This is a genomic window from Pseudomonas sp. ANT_H4 (assembly GCF_008369295.1).
Taxonomy (GTDB): Bacteria; Pseudomonadota; Gammaproteobacteria; order Pseudomonadales; family Pseudomonadaceae; genus Aquipseudomonas.
The window spans coordinates 375,876-393,464 of sequence record NZ_VOBG01000001.1 but is presented as its reverse complement, the minus strand read 5'-3'; the positions used below and the strand labels follow the sequence as shown (position 1 = coordinate 393,464).

Sequence of the window (17,589 nt, the reverse complement as noted above, 5' to 3'; positions counted from 1 at the left end):
GGTAATTTTCCGCGAAAGGTCAGTCCAGGCCTTGCTCCGTTTCGGCCAGCAACTTGATGGCCGCCGCACCGACCTTGCGCACCGCCTCTTCAATCTGCGGCGTTGGCTTGGCAGCGTAGTTCATCCGCAGGCAGTTACGGTATTTGCCTGAGGCGGAAAAGATACTTCCCACAGCAATCTGCACGCCTTGGTCGATCAGCACCCGATTGAGCTTCAGGGTGTCGAACCCCTCCGGCAACTCCACCCACAACAGGAAGCTGCCTTGGGGGCGGCTGGCGCGGGTGCCGGTCGGGAAGTAGCGGCTGACCCAGTCGAGCATCAGGTCGCGATTACGTTGGTATTGAGTGCGCATCCGCCGCAAATGAGGTTCGAAATGCCCATTTTTGAGAAATTCGGCAATGGCGATCTGTGGTTGGGTGGCGGTGGAGCCGGTGCTGATGTATTTCATGTGCAGCACCCGTTCCAGATAACGGCCCGGCGCTACCCAGCCGATCCGCAGGCCCGGCGCCAAGGTTTTCGAGAAGGAACTGCACAGCAGGACGCGGCCATCGTCGTCGAAGGATTTGATGGTTCTCGGTCGCGGGTAGCTGTAGGCCAGTTCGCCATATACATCGTCCTCAATGATCGCCACGTCAAAGCGCTGGGCCAGTGTCAGCAGCGCCCGTTTGCGTGACTCCGGCATGATGTAGCCCAGCGGGTTGTTGCAGTTAGGCGTCAACTGTATGGCCTTGATCGGCCACTGCTCCAGCGCCAGCTCCAGGGCTTCGAGGCTGATGCCGGTCAACGGGTCGGTAGGGATTTCCAGGGCTTTCATGCCCGCGCCCTTGAGGGTCTGCATGGCACCGTGGAAGCTCGGCGAGTCAACTGCAACGATATCGCCCGGCTCGCAAGTGGCGCGGATGCTGGTGGACAGCGCCTCATGGCAGCCAGTGGTGATCACCAGGTCCTGGGCGCTCAGTTGGCAGCCAGAGTCCAGCAGCAAGCGGGCAATCTGCTCGCGCAGCTCCAGGTAGCCGTAGATGTTGTCGTAATACAGGCCGGGCATATCCTGTCGGCGGCTGACCTGCGCCAGGCTGCGCAGCAGAGGTTTCATGGTGGGTGACAGAACATCCGGCATGCCCCGGCCCATCTGTATGACGTCTTTGCGCGGGACGGCGCGGATCAGTTCCAGTACTTGGTCCCACTGAGATATTTCCACCGGGCGCTGGGCCGGGCGGCCCACCGCTGGCAATGCCGGTAGCTCTCGGCCCACGGGCACGAAGTAACCGGATTTAGGCTTTGGCATCGCCAGGCCGTTGTCTTCCAGCAGCCGATAGGCCTGCTGCACAGTGCTCAGGCTGACCCCGTGTTCGACACTCAAGGCCCGTACCGAGGGCAGCCGGTCGCCGGGGCGGTAGAAGCCCTGTTCGATGCGAGTGCCCAGCAGTTCGGCGAGGTTTACATAGAGGGTCATGACGTTTGCTCCCGGTTAACCAGTACAGATGAAGCGAAAATACACGATTCAGTCAAAGATAGGCAGTATCTGTATGGATTTAATGCTGGCTGTTTGGATCTGTATTGGTTTCGACGCTCGACTCATCATGGTCACTCATGGCAACAGGTAGATGAGGGGCAGCAAAATGAACGGCTTGAGCGATGTACGGCTGGCGCTACACAGTCAGGAGCTGGCAGCAGGGCAGGAGCGGGCGACGGGCGTGTGCATCCGCCGCAATGCACCTTCCTTCCTCAGCCGCTGGGCCCTTTTCTGGCACCGTCGGCACACGCGCAAGGCACTGTTGGAGCTGACCGCGGAGCAGTTGCGCGATATCGGCTTGAGCCCCGGGCAGGCGCGACGGGAAGGATTGAAGCCGTTCTGGCGCGGGTAAGGGTTACACCAACTCTTTGAGCCGGTGCCAGAGCATTCCCAGCGCCAACAGCGGCGAGCGCAAATGCTTGCCGCCGGGGAAGGTCATGTGCGGCACCTTGGCAAACAGATCAAAGCCACCACTTTGCTGGCCGCTGATGGCTTCGGCCAACAGCTTGCCCGCCAGGTGGGTGGCGTTGAGCCCATGGCCGGCGTAGGCCTGGGCGTAATACACGTTAGGCTGATCAGCCAGCCGACCGATCTGCGGCAAACGGTTGGCGCCGATGCCGATCATGCCGCCCCATTGGTAATCGATTTTTACGCCAGCCAGTTGCGGGAACACTTGCAGCATCTTCGGCCGCATATAGGCACCGATGTCCTGGGGATCGCGGCCGGAATAGTGACAGGCACCGCCGAACAGTAGGCGCCGGTCCGCCGACAGCCGGAAGTAATCCACGGTTACCCGCTGGTCACACACCGCCATGTTCTGCGGCAGCAGGTCAGCGGCTTGCGCTTCGCTCAAGGGTTCGGTGGCGATGATGTAACTGCCGGCGGGCAGTACCTTGCCGCTCAGTTGCGCATTGAGGTCGTTCAGATAGGCATTGCAGCCCAGCACCAGGGTCTTGGCCCGCACGCAGCCTTGGGCGGTGTGGACTTTGACTTCCGGGCCATAGTCGATACGCACCACTTGCGATTGTTCGAACAGCTTCACCCCCAGTCGCTGGGCGACAGCAGCTTCGCCGAGGGCCAGGTTAAGCGGATGCAGATGCCCGGAGCCCATGTCGATCATCCCGCCGACATACCGGTCGGAACCCACCACGCTGCGTATCTCCCCGGCTTGCAGCAGACGCAGTTCATGGCGATAGCCCAGGCTGCGCAGTTCGTCGACATCGGCGCTCAGGACTTCCAGGTCGCGGGGTTTGTTGGCCAGGTCGCAGTAGCCCCAGGTCAGGTCACAGTCGATCTGGAAACGCTCGACCCGCTGGCGCACAATCTCCACGGCTTCCAGGCCCATTAGCTTCATCTGCCGCACGCCGTCGGTGCCGATGACATTGGAAAACTGATCCAGGCCGTGACCAACGCCGCGAATCAACTGCCCGCCATTTCGACCGCTGGCGCCCCAGCCGATCTTGTGCGCTTCCAGCAGCACCACGCTCAAGCCTCGTTCGGCCAACTCCAGGGCGGTGTTGAGCCCGGAAAAACCGCCACCAACCACGCACACATCGGCCACCACTTCTCCTACAAGCACCGGATGATCGGGTTGCGGCAAGCTGCTGGCTGCATAGTAGGAAGCGGTGTGCCGGGCACTGGCTGTCATGGGAGGCATCCGTGTTTGGAAAATGTGACGCAGGATACAGCGGTCGGACGAAGCTGTCTCACCGAGGGTTTTTAAGGCAGAATCCATGCCTATTCGCCGTTCGGTACCTGTTTCGATGAGTTGCAACAGTCAGAAAATTCGCACGCTGCGTCAGCAAATCCCCTCGTTTGAGTGCGTCCCGGGTTGCCACGACTGCTGTGGGCCGGTGACCACCTCAACCGAGGAAATGTCCCGTCTGCCCCGTAAGACGGCTGCCGAACAGGACGCCGCGATGGACGAACTGAACTGCGTGCACCTGGGCCCCAATGGCTGCACCGTCTACGGCGAGCGGCCGCTGATCTGCCGACTGTTCGGTACTACGCCGACCCTGCCATGCCCCAATGGCCGCGGCCCGGTGGAGATGATCCATCCACGGGTGGAGAAGCAGATTCATGAGTACATGGCGACGACGCGGCAAGTGCTGGTTTAGTCCGCTCTTCAATCCGGTATGGGTAAACTCAAACTCTCCTTCACCTCTTCCATCACGATATAGCTCTTGGACTCCCGCACATGGGGCAGTTTGAGCAGGATGTCGCCCAGCAGTTTGCGGTACGAGGCCATCTCGGAAATCCGCGCCTTTACCAGGTAGTCGAAATCCCCCGACACCAGGTGGCACTCCAACACATGAGGCAGTTTCAGCACGGCTCGTCGGAATTCTTCGAAGGTATCGCCTGATTTGTAGTCGAGGCTGATCTCGACAAACACCAGCAGGCTACCCTTCAAGTGCTGGGGATTAAGCCGGGCGTTGTAGCCCATGATGATCCCTTCACGCTCCAGGCGCCGAACCCGCTCGGTGCAGGGCGTGGTCGACAGTCCGACCTTTTCTCCCAACTCGGTGAAGGAAATTCGCCCGTCAGCTTGCAGGATGCGCAGGATGTTGCGATCGATCTTGTCCAGCTCCCGTTTGGTCTGGGTGTTGGTACGCATAGGGGATGCGCCTCCGTGAAAAGGGTTTTTGCCGAGAATTCTCGCCAAATATAGGCAGTTATATAGTGAAATGCACTGGCGAATGCTTTTTATACTGCAAACATCTTTGTGCTGAACAATAAACGTCAGCGGTCAAGCCGCGATGAGGATATAAAAATGCGTGTTCTGGTCTTGGGTAGCGGTGTCATTGGTGTGGCCAGTGCCTACTATTTGGCGCGGGCCGGTTTCGAGGTGGTTGTGGTCGACCGTCAGCCGGCTGTTGCCATGGAGACCAGTTTCGCCAACGCCGGGCAGGTCTCACCTGGCTACGCCTCGCCGTGGGCCGCGCCGGGTGTGCCGCTCAAGGCCATCAAGTGGCTGCTGCAACGCCACGCGCCGCTGGCGATCAAGGCCACCGCCGATATCGATCAATACCTGTGGATGGCGCAGATGCTGCGTAACTGCACCGCCAACCGTTATGCGGTGAACAAGGAGCGCATGGTCCGCCTGTCTGAGTACAGCCGCGATTGCCTCGACGAATTGCGCACCGAAACCGGCATTGCCTACGAAGGTCGCCGCCTGGGTACCACGCAATTGTTCCGCACCCAGGCCCAGCTCGATGGCGCCGCCAAGGATATCGCCGTCTTGAAGGAGTCTGGCGTGCCTTTCGAGCTGCTGGACCGTGCCGGTATCGCTCGCGTCGAGCCCGCCCTGGCCGGCGTCACCGATATCCTGGCCGGCGCCCTGCGCTTGCCCAATGACCAGACCGGTGACTGCCAGATGTTCACCACCCGCCTGGCGGAAATGGCCATCCAGCTGGGCGTCGAGTTCCGCTTTGAACAAGATATTCAGCGCCTGGACCAGGCTGGTGATCGCATCAACGGCGTCTGGATCGACGGCAAGCTGGAAACCGCCGACCGCTACGTCCTGGCCCTGGGCAGTTACTCGCCGCAGTTGCTCAAGCCGCTGGGGATCAAGGCGCCGGTGTATCCGCTCAAGGGTTACTCCCTGACCGTGCCGATCACCAACCCGGCAATGTCCCCGACCTCGACCATTCTCGACGAAACCTACAAGGTGGCGATCACCCGTTTCGACAACCGCATCCGCGTCGGCGGCATGGCTGAAATCGCCGGTTTTGACCTGTCGCTGAACCCGCGTCGGCGTGAAACCCTGGAGATGATCGTCAACGACCTTTATCCTCAGGGCGGTGATTTGACCGAAGCCACATTCTGGACCGGCCTTCGTCCGACCACCCCGGACGGCACGCCGATTGTTGGCGGCACGCCGTTCAAAAACCTGTTCCTGAATACTGGCCACGGCACCCTCGGCTGGACCATGGCCTGTGGCTCTGGTCGTCTGCTGGCCGATTTGATGGCGAAGAAAACACCGCAAATCAGTGCCGAAGGCCTCGATATTTCCCGTTACGGCAACCACCACCAGGAGTCCGCAAAACATGTCAATCCAGCGCCAGCTCACCAATGAGCGCATGAGCCAGATCGTTGTCCACAGCGGTACGGTGTACCTGGCAGGGCAAGTCGGCGACAACATGAGTGCCGGGATTGAACAGCAGACCCGTGAAACCCTCGCCAACATCGAGCGTTTGCTGGATCTGGCCGGTACCGACAAAAGCAAGCTGCTGTCGGTGACGATCTACCTGAAAGACATTGACGCCGATTTCGCCGGCATGAACGCGGTGTGGGACAAGTGGCTGCCAAAAGGTGTTGCCCCGGCCCGTGCGACGGTTGAGTCGAAGCTCTGCGAACCGGAAATTCTGGTTGAGCTGTCGGTCGTGGCCGCTTTGCCTTAAACCTTGATCCCTTTCCCGGTGCCGACGCTGTCAGTTGGTGCCGATTTTCTTCCCCAAGCCGCCTAGAAGCCTGCCGCCATGCGTCCTGCCCGTGCCCTGATCGACCTTCAAGCCCTGCGCCACAACTACCAACTGGCTCGCGAAATCAGTGGGGCCAAGGCCCTCGCCGTGATCAAGGCTGATGCCTACGGGCATGGCGCCGTGCGCTGTGCCCAGGCGTTGGAGGGGCAAGCCGATGGCTTTGCCGTCGCCTGCATCGAGGAAGCGCTGGAGCTGCGGGCCGCCGGCATTCGTGCGCCGGTGTTGCTGCTGGAAGGTTTTTTCGAAGCCGATGAACTGCCGCTGATCATCGAGCATGATTTCTGGTGCGTGGTGCATTCGTTGTGGCAGTTGGAGGCGATTGAGCAAGCGACCTTGAGCAAACCGCTCACGGTCTGGCTGAAGCTGGACTCGGGCATGCACCGGGTTGGCCTGCATCCCAAGGACTATCACGACGCTTACCAGCGTCTGTTGGCCAGCGGCAAAGTGGCGAAGATCGTGTTGATGAGCCATTTCGCCCGTGCAGACGAGCTGGACAGCACGAGCAGCGAAGAGCAGGTCGCTGTATTCACGGCGGCTAGCCAAGGCTTGTCGGCCCAGGTCAGCCTGCGCAACTCGCCATCGCTGATGGGCTGGCCGAACGTTTCCAGCGATTGGGTTCGCCCAGGCCTCATGCTGTATGGCGCCACGCCATTTGGTGAAGGCCAGGCGATCGATGCGCGTTTGCAGCCAGTCATGACTCTGGAATCGAAAGTCATTTGTGTACGCGAACTGCCGGCCGGAGAACCGGTGGGCTATGGTGCCAGGTTCGTGACTCAGAAGCCGATGCGCATCGGCGTGGTTGCCATGGGCTATGCAGACGGTTATCCACGCCACGCTCCGACCGGCACACCCGTACTGGTCGCTGGCCAGCGCAGCCAATTGCTCGGTCGCGTGTCGATGGACATGCTGTGTGTCGACCTGACCGATGTCGCTGAAGCCGGTCTGGGTTCCACCGTCGAGTTATGGGGCAAAAACATTCTCGCCAGTGAGGTTGCTGCTGCTGCTGACACCATCCCGTATCAGATTTTTTGCAACCTGCGTCGAGTGCCACGGCTCTATTGCGGCGTTTAGCCGTCGGCGACGAACTGAGGGCGCCAGGATTTAGGCCCAAGTGTTGTAAATACTGAACGCTGTCGCCATGATAACGCTCAATTACAATAACGCCTGAATCTAGGAGGCTCCAGCATTGGACGTCGGCGAACGACTGCAATCCATCCGTAAGCTGAAAGGTCTTTCCCAGCGAGAGCTTGCCAAGCGCGCGGGCGTCACCAACAGCACTATTTCGATGATCGAGAAAAACAGTGTCAGCCCTTCCATCAGCTCCTTGCGAAAGGTGCTGGGCGGCATTCCCATGTCCATGGTCGAGTTCTTTTCCGAGGAGATCCTCCAGGAAAAACCGACCCAGATCGTCTATAAAGCCAATGAGCTGATCGACATCTCCGATGGCGCGGTGACAATGAAACTGGTGGGCCGAGCGTATCCAAGCCGGGCCATTGCGTTTCTCAACGAGATTTACCCGCCAGGCGCCGACACCGGCGAGGAAATGCTCACCCACGAGGGCGAGGAAACCGGAATCCTGGTAGAAGGACGCCTGGAACTGGTGGTCGGTCTTGAAACTTTTGTGCTCGAAGCCGGCGACAGCTACTACTTTGAAAGCACCAAGCCACACCGTTTTCGTAATCCGTTCGATGTGCCGGCGCGACTAATCAGCGCAGCCACACCCGCGAACTTTTAAGAAAAGAGGCATCCTGCCTGTATTGCAGCGATACCCGAAGCAGTATTCCGTCGTGATGAATCTCCCCTTCGACAATAGGGTTGTTTCAGTGAGGCGGGCTAACCGTTATACTTTCGCCGCCTGCGAAACCGTGGCCGCAGGCGTGAATAGCCACCATGAGGGTGAACGCGTGAACCTAATTATGAAAATGCTGGCCGCACCAGCAGCCGTACTGGCCCTTTGGGCTGTCAGCGCTCAAGCTGCGACCAATGATGATATTGCCAAGCGTCTTGAACCCGTCGGGAAGGTCTGTGTTCAGGGCGAAGAATGCAAGGGGATGGAAGTTGCTGTGGCTGCGGGCGGCGGCGGAGCAAAAACGCCGGCGGATATCGTTGCCAAGCATTGTAATGCTTGCCACGGCACCGGCCTGTTGGGCGCGCCGAAAGTCGGTGATAAAGCTGCCTGGAAAGAGCGCGCCGACCATCAGGGCGGCCTTGATGGCATCCTGGCCAAAGCCATCACCGGCATCAACGCAATGCCACCTAAAGGGACATGCTCCGATTGCTCGGATGACGACCTCAAGGGTGCAATCAAGGAGATGTCCGGTTTGTAAAAAACCGATCTTCGTCAAAAAAGCCGCTTGCGAGCGGCTTTTTTGTGAGCGCGATTTGCCTTTCGAGGCTGTTCTTTACGGCAAAGACCCGGCAAGCTCGGCCCAACCCCAATTCATGGAATGTTCGGGAGAAGTCCGATGGTGCAGTTGTGTTCAATCGAGCAAGCGGTGGATGACGTACTGGCGCGGTTGCCGGCGCATATTCACATGGGTATGCCCTTGGGCCTGGGCAAACCCAATCTGTTTGCCAATGCGCTGTACCGTCGCATCGCCAAGCTGCCCGATCGCGCACTGACGATCTACACCGCCCTGAGCCTGGGCCGCCCGACCTTGGGTGACGGTTTGCAAAAGCGCTTCCTCGAACCCTTTATCGAGCGAGTCTTCGGTGATTATCCCGAGCTGGACTTCCTCGCCGACCTGCACAAGGACAGCCTGCCGGCCAACATCCATGTGCAACAGTTCTTCCTGCAGCCCGGCAGCCTGCTCCACAGCGCTTCGGCCCAGCAGGACTATGTCAGCAGCAACTACAGCCATGCCGCCCGCGACATCAACGCCGCTGGCTTGAACCTGGTGGCGCAACTGGTGGCCAGCAGCAGCGAACACCCGGACCGCTTGAGCCTGAGCTGCAACCCCGACATCACCCTCGACCTGCTGCCGATGATCGCCAAGCGGCGCGCGGCCGGGGAAACCATCCTGGTGGTCGGCCAGGTCCACAACGACTTGCCCTACATGCCCGGCGATGCAGAGCTGGGCATGGATCAGTTCGATCTCCTGATCGACGAGAAGGACAGCACCACGCTGTTTTCCACCCCGAACATGCCGGTGGGGTTCCAGGATCACTTTATCGGCCTGCACGCCAGCACCCTGGTGCGTGACGGCGGCACCTTGCAGATCGGCATCGGCTCCATGGGCGATGCGCTGACCGCCGCACTGTTGGCGCGCCAGGCGGATAACGAGTCCTATCGGCTGTTGCTCACCGACCTGGACGTATACCAATGGGCGCCGCTGATCAGTCGCGAAGGTGGGGTCGAGCCGTTTGCTCGGGGCCTCTACGGTTGCAGCGAAATGTTTGTCAATGGCTTGCTGGTACTGGCCGATGCGGGCATCGTCCGGCGCAAGGTCTATCCGGACGTTGCGACTCAGGAGCAGGCCAATGCCGGCACCCTGGATGAGGCGGCGCAGCCAGATGGTATTTCGGTGCACGGCGGCTTCTTCTTGGGGCCGCGCAGTTTTTATGAGCGGTTGCGGGACTTGCCCCAGAGCAAGCGCCTGGAATTCAACATGACCCGCATTAGCTACATCAACGAGCTGTACGGGCAGGAACAACTCAAGCGTTTGCAGCGCCTGGATGCGCGGTTTATCAACAGCGCATTTACCGTGACCCTGATGGGCGCGGGTGTGGCAGACCAATTGGAAGATGGCCGTGTGCTCAGCGGTGTGGGCGGGCAATACAACTTTGTCGCTCAAGGCCATGCGCTGGAGGGCGCGCGCTCGATCCTGATCCTGCGTAGCTGGCGTGAATCGGCAGGTGAGGTCAGCTCCAACATCGTCTGGGAATATGGCCATTGCACTATTCCCCGGCACTTGCGGGACATTGTCATCACCGAATATGGCATCGCCGACTTGCGCGGGCAGACTGACGCCAAGGTGATTGAGGCGCTGCTGAATATCACCGACTCGCGGTTCCAGGTCGACCTGATCGAATGGGCGCAAAAAGCGGGCAAGTTGTCCAAGGATTTCCAACTGGCCCCGCGCTTTGCCGACAATACGCCAGAGCGTTTGCAGGCAGTCCAGGCCCGGCATGCGCGGTTATTTCCGGAATATCCGCTGGGCAGTGATTTCACTGATGAGGAGCGGGATTTGCTGCGGGCGTTGAACTGGCTCAAGAGCAAATTCAAACTGACGGAGATTCTGGAGCTGGGCAAGGCGGCGCTGGATGCACCGGAGCCGAAGGCGTTCCCCCTGCATCTGGAGCGGATGGGGTTGGCCAAGCCGGAGGGGTTGAAAGAGGACTTGTATCAGCGACTGCTGTTGGCAGGGCTTCAGGCGACGTCACTGTAGGAGCGAGCTTGCTCGCGAAGAACGTTAACGATAACGCTGGCATTCTGGATGAGCGCGTTGTCTGGACGTTTTTCGCGAGCAAGCTCGCTCCTACAGTATGTGGGGGCGTCGATTATTCGATGAAGGTTACGACGCCACCCGCCAACGACTGCACCCGAGCCAGCGATTCAACCCGGTAACCCTGCGCATCCAGTTCCGCACGGCCACCCTGGAACGACTTCTCGATCACGATCCCCAAGCCGGCCACGGTCGCGCCGGCCTGTTTGATGATTGAGATCAGCGCTTGGGACGCCTTACCGTTGGCCAGGAAGTCATCGATGATCAGCACGCGGTCGCTGCTGGTCAGGTGGCGCGGCGAGATCGCCACGGTGCTTTCCACCTTCTTGGTGAAGGAGTACACCGTCGCCGACAGCAGGTTTTCGGTGAGCGTCAGGGACTGCTGCTTGCGGGCGAAGATCACCGGCACGCCCAGGTTCAGGCCTGTCATGATCGCTGGGGCAATGCCCGACGCTTCGATGGTGACGATCTTGGTGATGCCCGAATCCTTGAACCGTGCGGCGAATTCGTCGCCGATCAGCTTCATCAGGGCCGGGTCGATCTGGTGGTTCAAAAAGGCGTCGACCTTGAGTACGTGATCGGAAAGCACGATGCCTTCTTCGCGAATTTTCTTGTGCAGTGCTTCCACGAAAGCTTCCTCAACTGGCGTCTTGTACGCCGAAAGTAGATTAAAAAGTAGTCAATTCTAGCGCTTTAACATTGCGCGTATATCCGCCAGAGCGGTGTTGCCGCGAACGGCTTTGACTTCGGTCGGTGTGTCGTCGTTGCCTTCCCAGGCCAGATCGTCCGGAGGCAGCTCATCAAGGAAGCGGCTAGGGGCGCAATCGATAATTTCGCCGTACTGCTTGCGCTTGGCGGCAAAGGTAAAGGCTAGGGTCTGACGGGCGCGGGTAATACCCACGTAGGCCAGGCGCCGTTCTTCTTCGATAGTGTCGGCTTCGATGCTGGAGCGGTGGGGGAGGATCTCCTCTTCCATGCCCATGATGAACACGTAGGGGAATTCCAGTCCCTTGGACGCATGCAAGGTCATCATCTGCACGCCTTCGGCGCCGTCTTCCTCTTCCTGCTGACGTTCGAGCATGTCTCGCAGGACCAGCTTGCCGATGGCGTCCTCGACGGTCATTTCGCCGTCTTCGTCTTTTTCCAGGGTGTTTTTCAGCGCTTCAATCAAAAACCAGACGTTGCCCATACGGTAGTCCGCGGCCTTGTCGCTGGAGCTGTTGGTGCGCAGCCAGTTCTCATAGTCGATGTCCATGACCATACTGCGCAGGGCGCTGATCGGGTCTTCGCCGGAACACTGCTCACGGACCTTGTCCATAAAGCGCTTGAAGCGCGACAGGCGATCGGTGAAACGGGTGTCCAGATGCTCGCCCAGACCGATTTCGTCGGTGGCGGCGTACATCGATATCTTGCGTTCGGTGGCGTAGTTGCCGAGCTTTTCCAGGGTGGTCGCGCCGATTTCCCGGCGTGGGACGTTGATCACCCGCAGGAAGGCGTTGTCGTCATCCGGGTTTACGATCAGCCGGAAGTAGGCCATCAGGTCTTTGACTTCCTGGCGTCCGAAAAAGCTGTTGCCGCCGGACAGGCGATAAGGGATCTGGTGGTGCTGCAGCTTCAGCTCGATCAGCTTGGCCTGGTAGTTGCCGCGATACAGGATGGCAAAGTCGCTGTACGGCCGGTCGGTGCGCAGGTGCAAGGTCAGCAATTCAACGGCCACGCGCTCGGCTTCGGCGTCTTCGTTGCGGCAGCGGATCACGCGGATTTCGTCGCCGTGGCCCATCTCGCTCCACAGTTGTTTTTCAAACTCGTGGGGGTTGTTGGAGATCAGCACGTTGGCGCAGCGCAGGATGCGGCTGGTGGAACGGTAGTTCTGCTCCAGCATCACCACTTTAAGGGACGGATAGTCGTCCTTGAGCAGCATCAGGTTTTCCGGGCGTGCGCCGCGCCAGGCGTAGATCGACTGGTCATCGTCGCCCACCACGGTGAATTGGTTGCGGATGCCGATCAGCAGCTTCACCAGCAGGTACTGGCTGGCGTTGGTGTCCTGATATTCATCCACCAGCAGGTAACGGACTTTGTTCTGCCATTTTTCGAGAATGTCAGCGTGTTCCTGGAACAGTTTCACCGGCTTCAGGATCAGGTCGTCGAAGTCCACTGCGTTGAACGCCTTGAGCGTGCGCTGGTAGTGGGTGTAGACGATGGCAGCGGTCTGTTCCTTGGGGTTGCGTGCGTTTTCAAGGGCTTCGGGCGGCAGGATCAGGTCGTTTTTCCACGAGCCGATCATGTTCTTGATCTCGTCGACGCCGTCGTCGCCCGCGTATTCCTTCTGCATGATGTCGGTCATCAGGGCTTTGACGTCGGTCTCGTCGAAGATCGAGAAGCCCGGCTTGTAGCCCAGCCGCAGATGCTCCTTGCGGATGATGTTCAGCCCCAGGTTGTGGAAGGTACACACAGTGAGGCCGCGGCCTTCGCCACCCTTGAGCAGGGTGCCGACACGCTCTTTCATTTCTCGCGCCGCCTTGTTGGTAAAGGTCATGGCGACGATGTACTGGGCGCGGATGCCGCAGTTCTGGATCAGGTGCGCGATCTTGCGGGTGATCACGCTGGTCTTGCCGGAGCCCGCGCCGGCGAGCACCAATAGAGGGCCGCCGACGTAGTTCACGGCTTCTTGCTGCCGGGGATTGAGTCGGGACATACAGAGTTCAGGGAGTCATTGATCAAAAGGGCAGGTATTTTAACAGGCTGGCGAGATTCTGCTGCCTCTGAACGACAGTGTGACGTACCACTCGATCTAAATTTGCCGGTTTTGTTACTTTGCCGCAGGATGTGCGGGGTATTAGAGTCTATTGTTTGATCTAGAGCCGCACTGCACTGTATTTGATAACCAATATCATTGGTCATTATCAGGCGGCACGTCATAATGCCCGCCGCCAACGAAATTTTGCAGAGTCTAGGGAGCTAGCTTGTCTACGCCTGTCGAACCCTTGCGTTTGCTGCTACTGGCCGATGAGCCAGCGTGGGCAGCGTTGTTGCGCGAGTGCCTGGCGCCGATGGGCGATGGGGCTGTGCTGATCAGCGCGCCAAATTGGGAGTCTGTGAGCAGTCTGTTCGATGACGACCGCACGGCGGTGTTGTTGACCACTCCCAGCCTTCAACCCGGGCCCGGCCGTTGCAGCCTGCCCTGCGTGTTGTTGTTGGAACAGGAGCCGCTGGTAGCGCCGTTGGGCGTCAGCGACTGGTTGGTCCGCATGGCATTGGATATCGATACATTGCGCCGGTGCCTGCGCCATGTCCGCGAGCGCGGCTTGCTGGAAAACACCTTGCAGCGCCTGGCCGAACAGGACCCGCTGACCGGCATCGCCAATCGCCAGGGCTTCCAGACCCTGCTGACCGCACGCCTGGCTGAAAACGAAGGACGTGGCCTGGCCCTCGGGCACCTGGACCTGGACAACTTTCGTCACGCCAACGACGCCCTCGGCCACCAGGCCGGCGACCGCCTGATTCTGCAAGTGGTCTCGCGGCTCAAGAGCCAGCTGGAGGCCGGGGATCAACTGGCGCGCCTGGGCAGTGACGAATTCGCCCTGCTGATCGACACTCGCCGGGCGCCCCAACGCGCCGAGTGGATGGCCGAGCGCATCACCGAAGCCATGGCCGAACCCTATTGGGTGGATGGCGAAAGCCTGCTGATCGGTTGCAGCCTGGGGGTAGCCCACGCTCGCGCTAAGGCTGGCGCCGACCCGCTGATGTGGCATGCCCATATCGCCATGCAACAAGCCAAAAGCACCCAGGGCTGCACCTTCCATATTTTCAACGAGCGCATCAACCGCAACGCCCGCAGCCTCGCCGACCTGGAAAGCGAACTGCGCCGGGCGCTGCGCCGTGATGAGCTGGAGTTGCATTACCAGCCACGGTTGGACCTGGACGACGGGCATATCGTCGGCCTGGAGGCCTTGGTGCGCTGGCGCCATGGCGAGCGCGGCCTGTTGCCGCCCAGTGAGTTCGTGCCCCTGGCCGAGCAGAGTGGCTTGATTGTGCCGCTGGGTTACTGGGTGATTTCCCGGGCCTTGCGTGACATGCAGGATCTGCGCGAACGCGGGATTGCGCCGCTGCACATGGCGGTCAACCTGTCGTTCCGTCAGTTCCAGGACAGCCAATTGTTGTCGACCCTTAGCCGGCTGATTGCCGAGCGGGGGGTGGACGCGCAGTGGCTGGAATTCGAACTGACGGAAACCGCCGTGATGCGTCGCAGCGATCTGGTCAAGCAGACCATGGACGCTCTCGGCCGCCTGGGGGTGCGTTTTTCCCTGGATGACTTTGGCACCGGGTTCTCATCGTTCGTGCACCTCAACAGCCTGCCGATTACCTTGCTGAAAATCGACAAGAGCTTTGTAGGCGGCATGGAAGAGCGCGAAGAAAACCGCAAGCTGGTCCACGCCATGATCAACCTGGCCCACAACCTCAACCTGGAAGTGGTCGCTGAAGGTGTGGAAACGCCCGAGCAGTTGGCGTTGTTGAGGTTGTTTGGCTGTGATCAAGCCCAGGGCTATCTGATCAGCAAGCCGTTGCCGCTGGCGCAGTTGGTGGAATATCTGACGTTTGGCAGCAGTCAGCAGGCATTGTTGGGAGACGTGATCTAGTCCGGCTGCGCTGCCTGAAATTCATTGTGAGCTTCATGCACCGCTCCTTCCCGGCGAATCATCCGCTTCATCTTCGCTTCAAACGCCCACGTCAGGCTTACCGCTGCGCACGCCAGGCCGAGAGCCAAGCCCCACCAGACGCCGGTCGGCCCCCAGCCGAGCGTGAAGGCCATCAACCAGGCGGCTGGTGCGCCGATAAGCCAGTAGCAACCCAGCCCCACCAGGAACGTGGTCTTGGCGTCCTTGAGCCCGCGAATACAGCCCATGGCGATGGTCTGTACGCCATCGAACAGCTCAAACCAGGCAGCGACAGCCAACAGGCTGACCGCCAGGCTGATGACATCGCGAAACGCCGGGTCATTGTGGTCGAGGAACAGGCCGATCAACTGGTTCGACAGCAGCCAGAACATCACCGCAAACCCGAGCATCGCCACCGCTCCGAAGACAATCCCGACCCTCCCGGCCAGACGTGCATCCAGCAATTGCCCGGCGCCATAGTGCTGGCCGATGCGCATGGTGATCGCGTAGGACAACCCCGCCGGGACCATGAACGCCACCGAGACGATTTGCAGGGCGATCTGGTGCGCCGCCAATTGCGTGCTGCCCATGGTGCCCATGCACAGCGCTGCGAATGCAAACAAGCCGACTTCCACCGCATAGGTGCCACCAATTGGCAGGCCCAGGCGCCACAGTTCTCGCAGGTACTGAAGGTTGGGACGCAACAGGCCCTCCCACAGCGGATAAGCATCGTAGGCTCGGTTGATTTTGATGTACCAAATCAGTGCCAGGGCCATGCAGTTGGCGACTACGGCGGTCACCAGGCCAATGCCCACCAGGCCCAGCTTAGGCAGGCCGAACATGCCTTCGATCAAGGCATGGTTGAGCAGATAGTTGATCACCGTACCGCCCAGGCTGATCACCATGACTGGCGTCGCCTTGCCGATGGCACTGGTAAAGCCGCGCAGGGCCATGAAGGTCAGGTAGCCGGGCAGGGCGAACGGCAGAATCATCAGGAACTGCCCGGCCGAGTGCACGTTGGTTTGCGTCTGGCCGAACATCAGCAGCACCGGCTTGAGGTTCCACAGCAGCAAGCCGGCCACCAGCGCCATCAGCCACGCCAGCCAGAGCCCGGCCTGGGTCAGCCGGGTGGCGCCTTCAATGTCGCCCGCGCCCTGGCGGATGGCGACCAGCGTGCCGACGGCGGCGATCACGCCGATGCAGAAGATCGATACAAACGAATAGCTCGCCGCGCCCAAGCCACCGCCAGCCAGGGCTTCGGGGCTCAGTCGAGCCATCATCAGGGTGTCAGTCAGCACCATCAGCATGTGCGCCAACTGTGAGGCAATCAACGGCCCTGCCAGCCGCAGAATGGCCCAGAGTTCGGTACGTGCCGGATGCTGCATGATCATCACGCTCAAAAAGTCGGAGTAGGGGGGAGGGTTGATTCTCGGCGCTCTCAGCACTTTGCACAAAGGGATAAATGCGATGGTTTGCATGATTAAAACTCATGCCTGAGCGATTCTGGTAGGGTTTCGAGATTGCGCTGTCGGAGCTGTCCCTATGTCTCGTCGTCTTCCTCCGCTTTATGCCTTGCGGGCATTTGAAGCCGCGTCGCGATACAACTCCTTCACCCGTGCGGCAGAGGAGTTGTCCATTACCCAAAGTGCGGTTAGCAGGCACATTCGCACCCTGGAAGAGCATTTCGCCTGCCGCCTGTTCCAGCGTAGCGGTCGCACCTTGCAGCTCACCGAAGCGGCGCGATTGCTGCTGCCCGGTGTGCGCGAGGGCTTTGCCGCCCTGGAGCGCGCCTGTCATACCCTGAACGCCGAAGATGACATCCTGCGCATGAAGGCACCGTCCACCCTGACCATGCGCTGGTTGCTGGCGCGGCTCAGTCGTTTCCGGCATTTGCAGCCAGGCAATGAAGTGCAATTGACCAGCGCCTGGATGAGCATCGATGAAGTGGACTTCAATCAGGAGCCCTTCGACTGCGCTGTACTGCTGAGCAATGGCCACTTTCCACCAGACTGGGAGGCCTGTTACCTGTTTCCCGAACTGCTGATCCCGGTGGGTGCGCCCAACCTGCTCAGCGACGGGTCCTGGGACGCTGCGCGCCTGGCCACTGCCGAACTGCTGCACCCGACGCCAGACCGTCGGGATTGGCGCAACTGGTTGGCGCGTATGGGGCTGTCGTCCCAGGTATCGCTCAAGGGTGGGCAAGTGTTCGATACCCTGGAACTGGGCATGATCGCCGCGGCCCGAGGTTATGGGGTGTCGATGGGCGATTTGCTGATGGTGGCCGAAGACGTGGCCCAAGGCCGGTTGAGCCTGCCGTGGCCGACCGCTGTGGCCAGTGGGGAAAATTACTACCTGGTTTGGCCGAAAACCCGTCCCGGTGGTGAGCGCTTGCGCAGGCTCTCGGACTTCCTTCAGGGCGAGGTCAGGGCGATGGAGTTGCCTCAGGTCGAACGGCTCGACTGACTCGGTGTAGTGTCCCAAAGCAATGCGTTTGA

16 protein-coding genes are annotated in these 17,589 nt (G+C 60.1%); 10 read left to right on the top strand and 6 right to left on the bottom strand.

Annotated features, from left to right (window positions below):
- Positions 1–19: 19 nt before the first annotated feature.
- Positions 20–1,453: a PLP-dependent aminotransferase family protein gene (locus FQ182_RS01890; protein WP_149412577.1), complete on the bottom strand. Its 1,434-nt coding sequence runs from the start codon at positions 1,451–1,453 to the stop codon at positions 20–22.
- A 166-nt stretch (positions 1,454–1,619) separates the two neighbouring features.
- On the opposite strand from FQ182_RS01890, the gene FQ182_RS01885 reads away from it, so the two are divergent.
- Complete coding sequence (locus FQ182_RS01885) at positions 1,620–1,865, top strand: DUF1127 domain-containing protein (RefSeq protein ID WP_149412595.1); 246 nt, start codon at positions 1,620–1,622, stop codon at positions 1,863–1,865.
- A gap of 3 nt (positions 1,866–1,868) precedes the next feature.
- On the opposite strand, the gene FQ182_RS01880 is transcribed toward FQ182_RS01885, so the two are convergent.
- Complete coding sequence (locus FQ182_RS01880) at positions 1,869–3,161, bottom strand: FAD-binding oxidoreductase (RefSeq protein ID WP_149412578.1); 1,293 nt, start codon at positions 3,159–3,161, stop codon at positions 1,869–1,871.
- A gap of 115 nt (positions 3,162–3,276) precedes the next feature.
- Between FQ182_RS01880 and FQ182_RS01875 the strand changes: the two genes are divergently transcribed.
- Positions 3,277–3,630, top strand: a complete 354-nt coding sequence (locus FQ182_RS01875; protein ID WP_149412596.1) for a YkgJ family cysteine cluster protein — start codon at positions 3,277–3,279, stop codon at positions 3,628–3,630.
- An 8-nt stretch (positions 3,631–3,638) separates the two neighbouring features.
- Here the strand turns inward: FQ182_RS01875 and FQ182_RS01870 are convergent, their stop codons facing one another.
- Entirely contained in the window at positions 3,639–4,127 is a 489-nt protein-coding gene (locus tag FQ182_RS01870) for an Lrp/AsnC ligand binding domain-containing protein (protein WP_003177284.1), read from the bottom strand.
- Positions 4,128–4,283: 156 nt separating this feature from the next.
- Between FQ182_RS01870 and dadA the strand changes: the two genes are divergently transcribed.
- The 6 genes from dadA to FQ182_RS01840 all read left to right on the top strand — a co-directional run bounded on the left by dadA (position 4,284) and on the right by FQ182_RS01840 (position 10,382).
- Positions 4,284–5,588 (top strand): D-amino acid dehydrogenase, encoded by a 1,305-nt coding sequence (gene dadA / locus FQ182_RS01865; protein WP_149412579.1) that lies wholly within the window; start codon positions 4,284–4,286, stop codon positions 5,586–5,588.
- The gene (locus FQ182_RS01860; RefSeq protein WP_133100782.1) at positions 5,560–5,913 is read left to right on the top strand and encodes a RidA family protein; all 354 of its coding nucleotides are present in this window, start codon (positions 5,560–5,562) and stop codon (positions 5,911–5,913) included. Before dadA ends, FQ182_RS01860 begins: the two co-directional genes overlap by 29 nt.
- A gap of 78 nt (positions 5,914–5,991) precedes the next feature.
- A complete protein-coding gene (alr, locus tag FQ182_RS01855; RefSeq protein WP_149412580.1) occupies positions 5,992–7,065 on the top strand; it encodes an alanine racemase in 1,074 nt (357 codons plus the stop codon).
- 115 nt (positions 7,066–7,180) lie between these two features.
- Positions 7,181–7,729, top strand: a complete 549-nt coding sequence (locus FQ182_RS01850) for a cupin domain-containing protein (protein ID WP_149412581.1) — start codon at positions 7,181–7,183, stop codon at positions 7,727–7,729.
- A gap of 181 nt (positions 7,730–7,910) precedes the next feature.
- Positions 7,911–8,321, top strand: coding sequence for a cytochrome c5 family protein (locus FQ182_RS01845; RefSeq protein WP_306108722.1), 411 nt, complete (start codon positions 7,911–7,913; stop codon positions 8,319–8,321).
- A gap of 138 nt (positions 8,322–8,459) precedes the next feature.
- The gene (locus tag FQ182_RS01840; RefSeq protein WP_149412582.1) at positions 8,460–10,382 is read left to right on the top strand and encodes an acetyl-CoA hydrolase/transferase C-terminal domain-containing protein; all 1,923 of its coding nucleotides are present in this window, start codon (positions 8,460–8,462) and stop codon (positions 10,380–10,382) included.
- A 112-nt stretch (positions 10,383–10,494) separates the two neighbouring features.
- Here FQ182_RS01840 and FQ182_RS01835 read toward each other — a convergent pair whose 3' ends face one another.
- Together FQ182_RS01835 and rep are read right to left on the bottom strand one after the other, a co-directional pair.
- Positions 10,495–11,067, bottom strand: coding sequence for a xanthine phosphoribosyltransferase (locus FQ182_RS01835; protein WP_149412583.1), 573 nt, complete (start codon positions 11,065–11,067; stop codon positions 10,495–10,497).
- 57 nt (positions 11,068–11,124) lie between these two features.
- Complete coding sequence (gene rep, locus FQ182_RS01830) at positions 11,125–13,134, bottom strand: DNA helicase Rep (protein ID WP_149412584.1); 2,010 nt, start codon at positions 13,132–13,134, stop codon at positions 11,125–11,127.
- A gap of 268 nt (positions 13,135–13,402) precedes the next feature.
- Here rep and FQ182_RS01825 point away from each other — a divergent pair, with 268 nt between their 5' ends.
- Positions 13,403–15,076 (top strand): bifunctional diguanylate cyclase/phosphodiesterase, encoded by a 1,674-nt coding sequence (locus FQ182_RS01825; RefSeq protein WP_149412585.1) that lies wholly within the window; start codon positions 13,403–13,405, stop codon positions 15,074–15,076.
- On the opposite strand, the gene FQ182_RS01820 is transcribed toward FQ182_RS01825, so the two are convergent.
- On the bottom strand, positions 15,073–16,485 hold the full coding sequence (locus tag FQ182_RS01820) for a NorM family multidrug efflux MATE transporter (RefSeq protein WP_149412598.1): 1,413 nt from the start codon (positions 16,483–16,485) through the stop codon (positions 15,073–15,075). The two genes, FQ182_RS01825 and FQ182_RS01820, sit on opposite strands and share 4 nt — an antisense overlap.
- A gap of 151 nt (positions 16,486–16,636) precedes the next feature.
- Here FQ182_RS01820 and FQ182_RS01815 point away from each other — a divergent pair, with 151 nt between their 5' ends.
- Positions 16,637–17,557, top strand: coding sequence for a LysR substrate-binding domain-containing protein (locus FQ182_RS01815; RefSeq protein ID WP_149412586.1), 921 nt, complete (start codon positions 16,637–16,639; stop codon positions 17,555–17,557).
- Positions 17,558–17,589 lie beyond the last annotated feature (32 nt).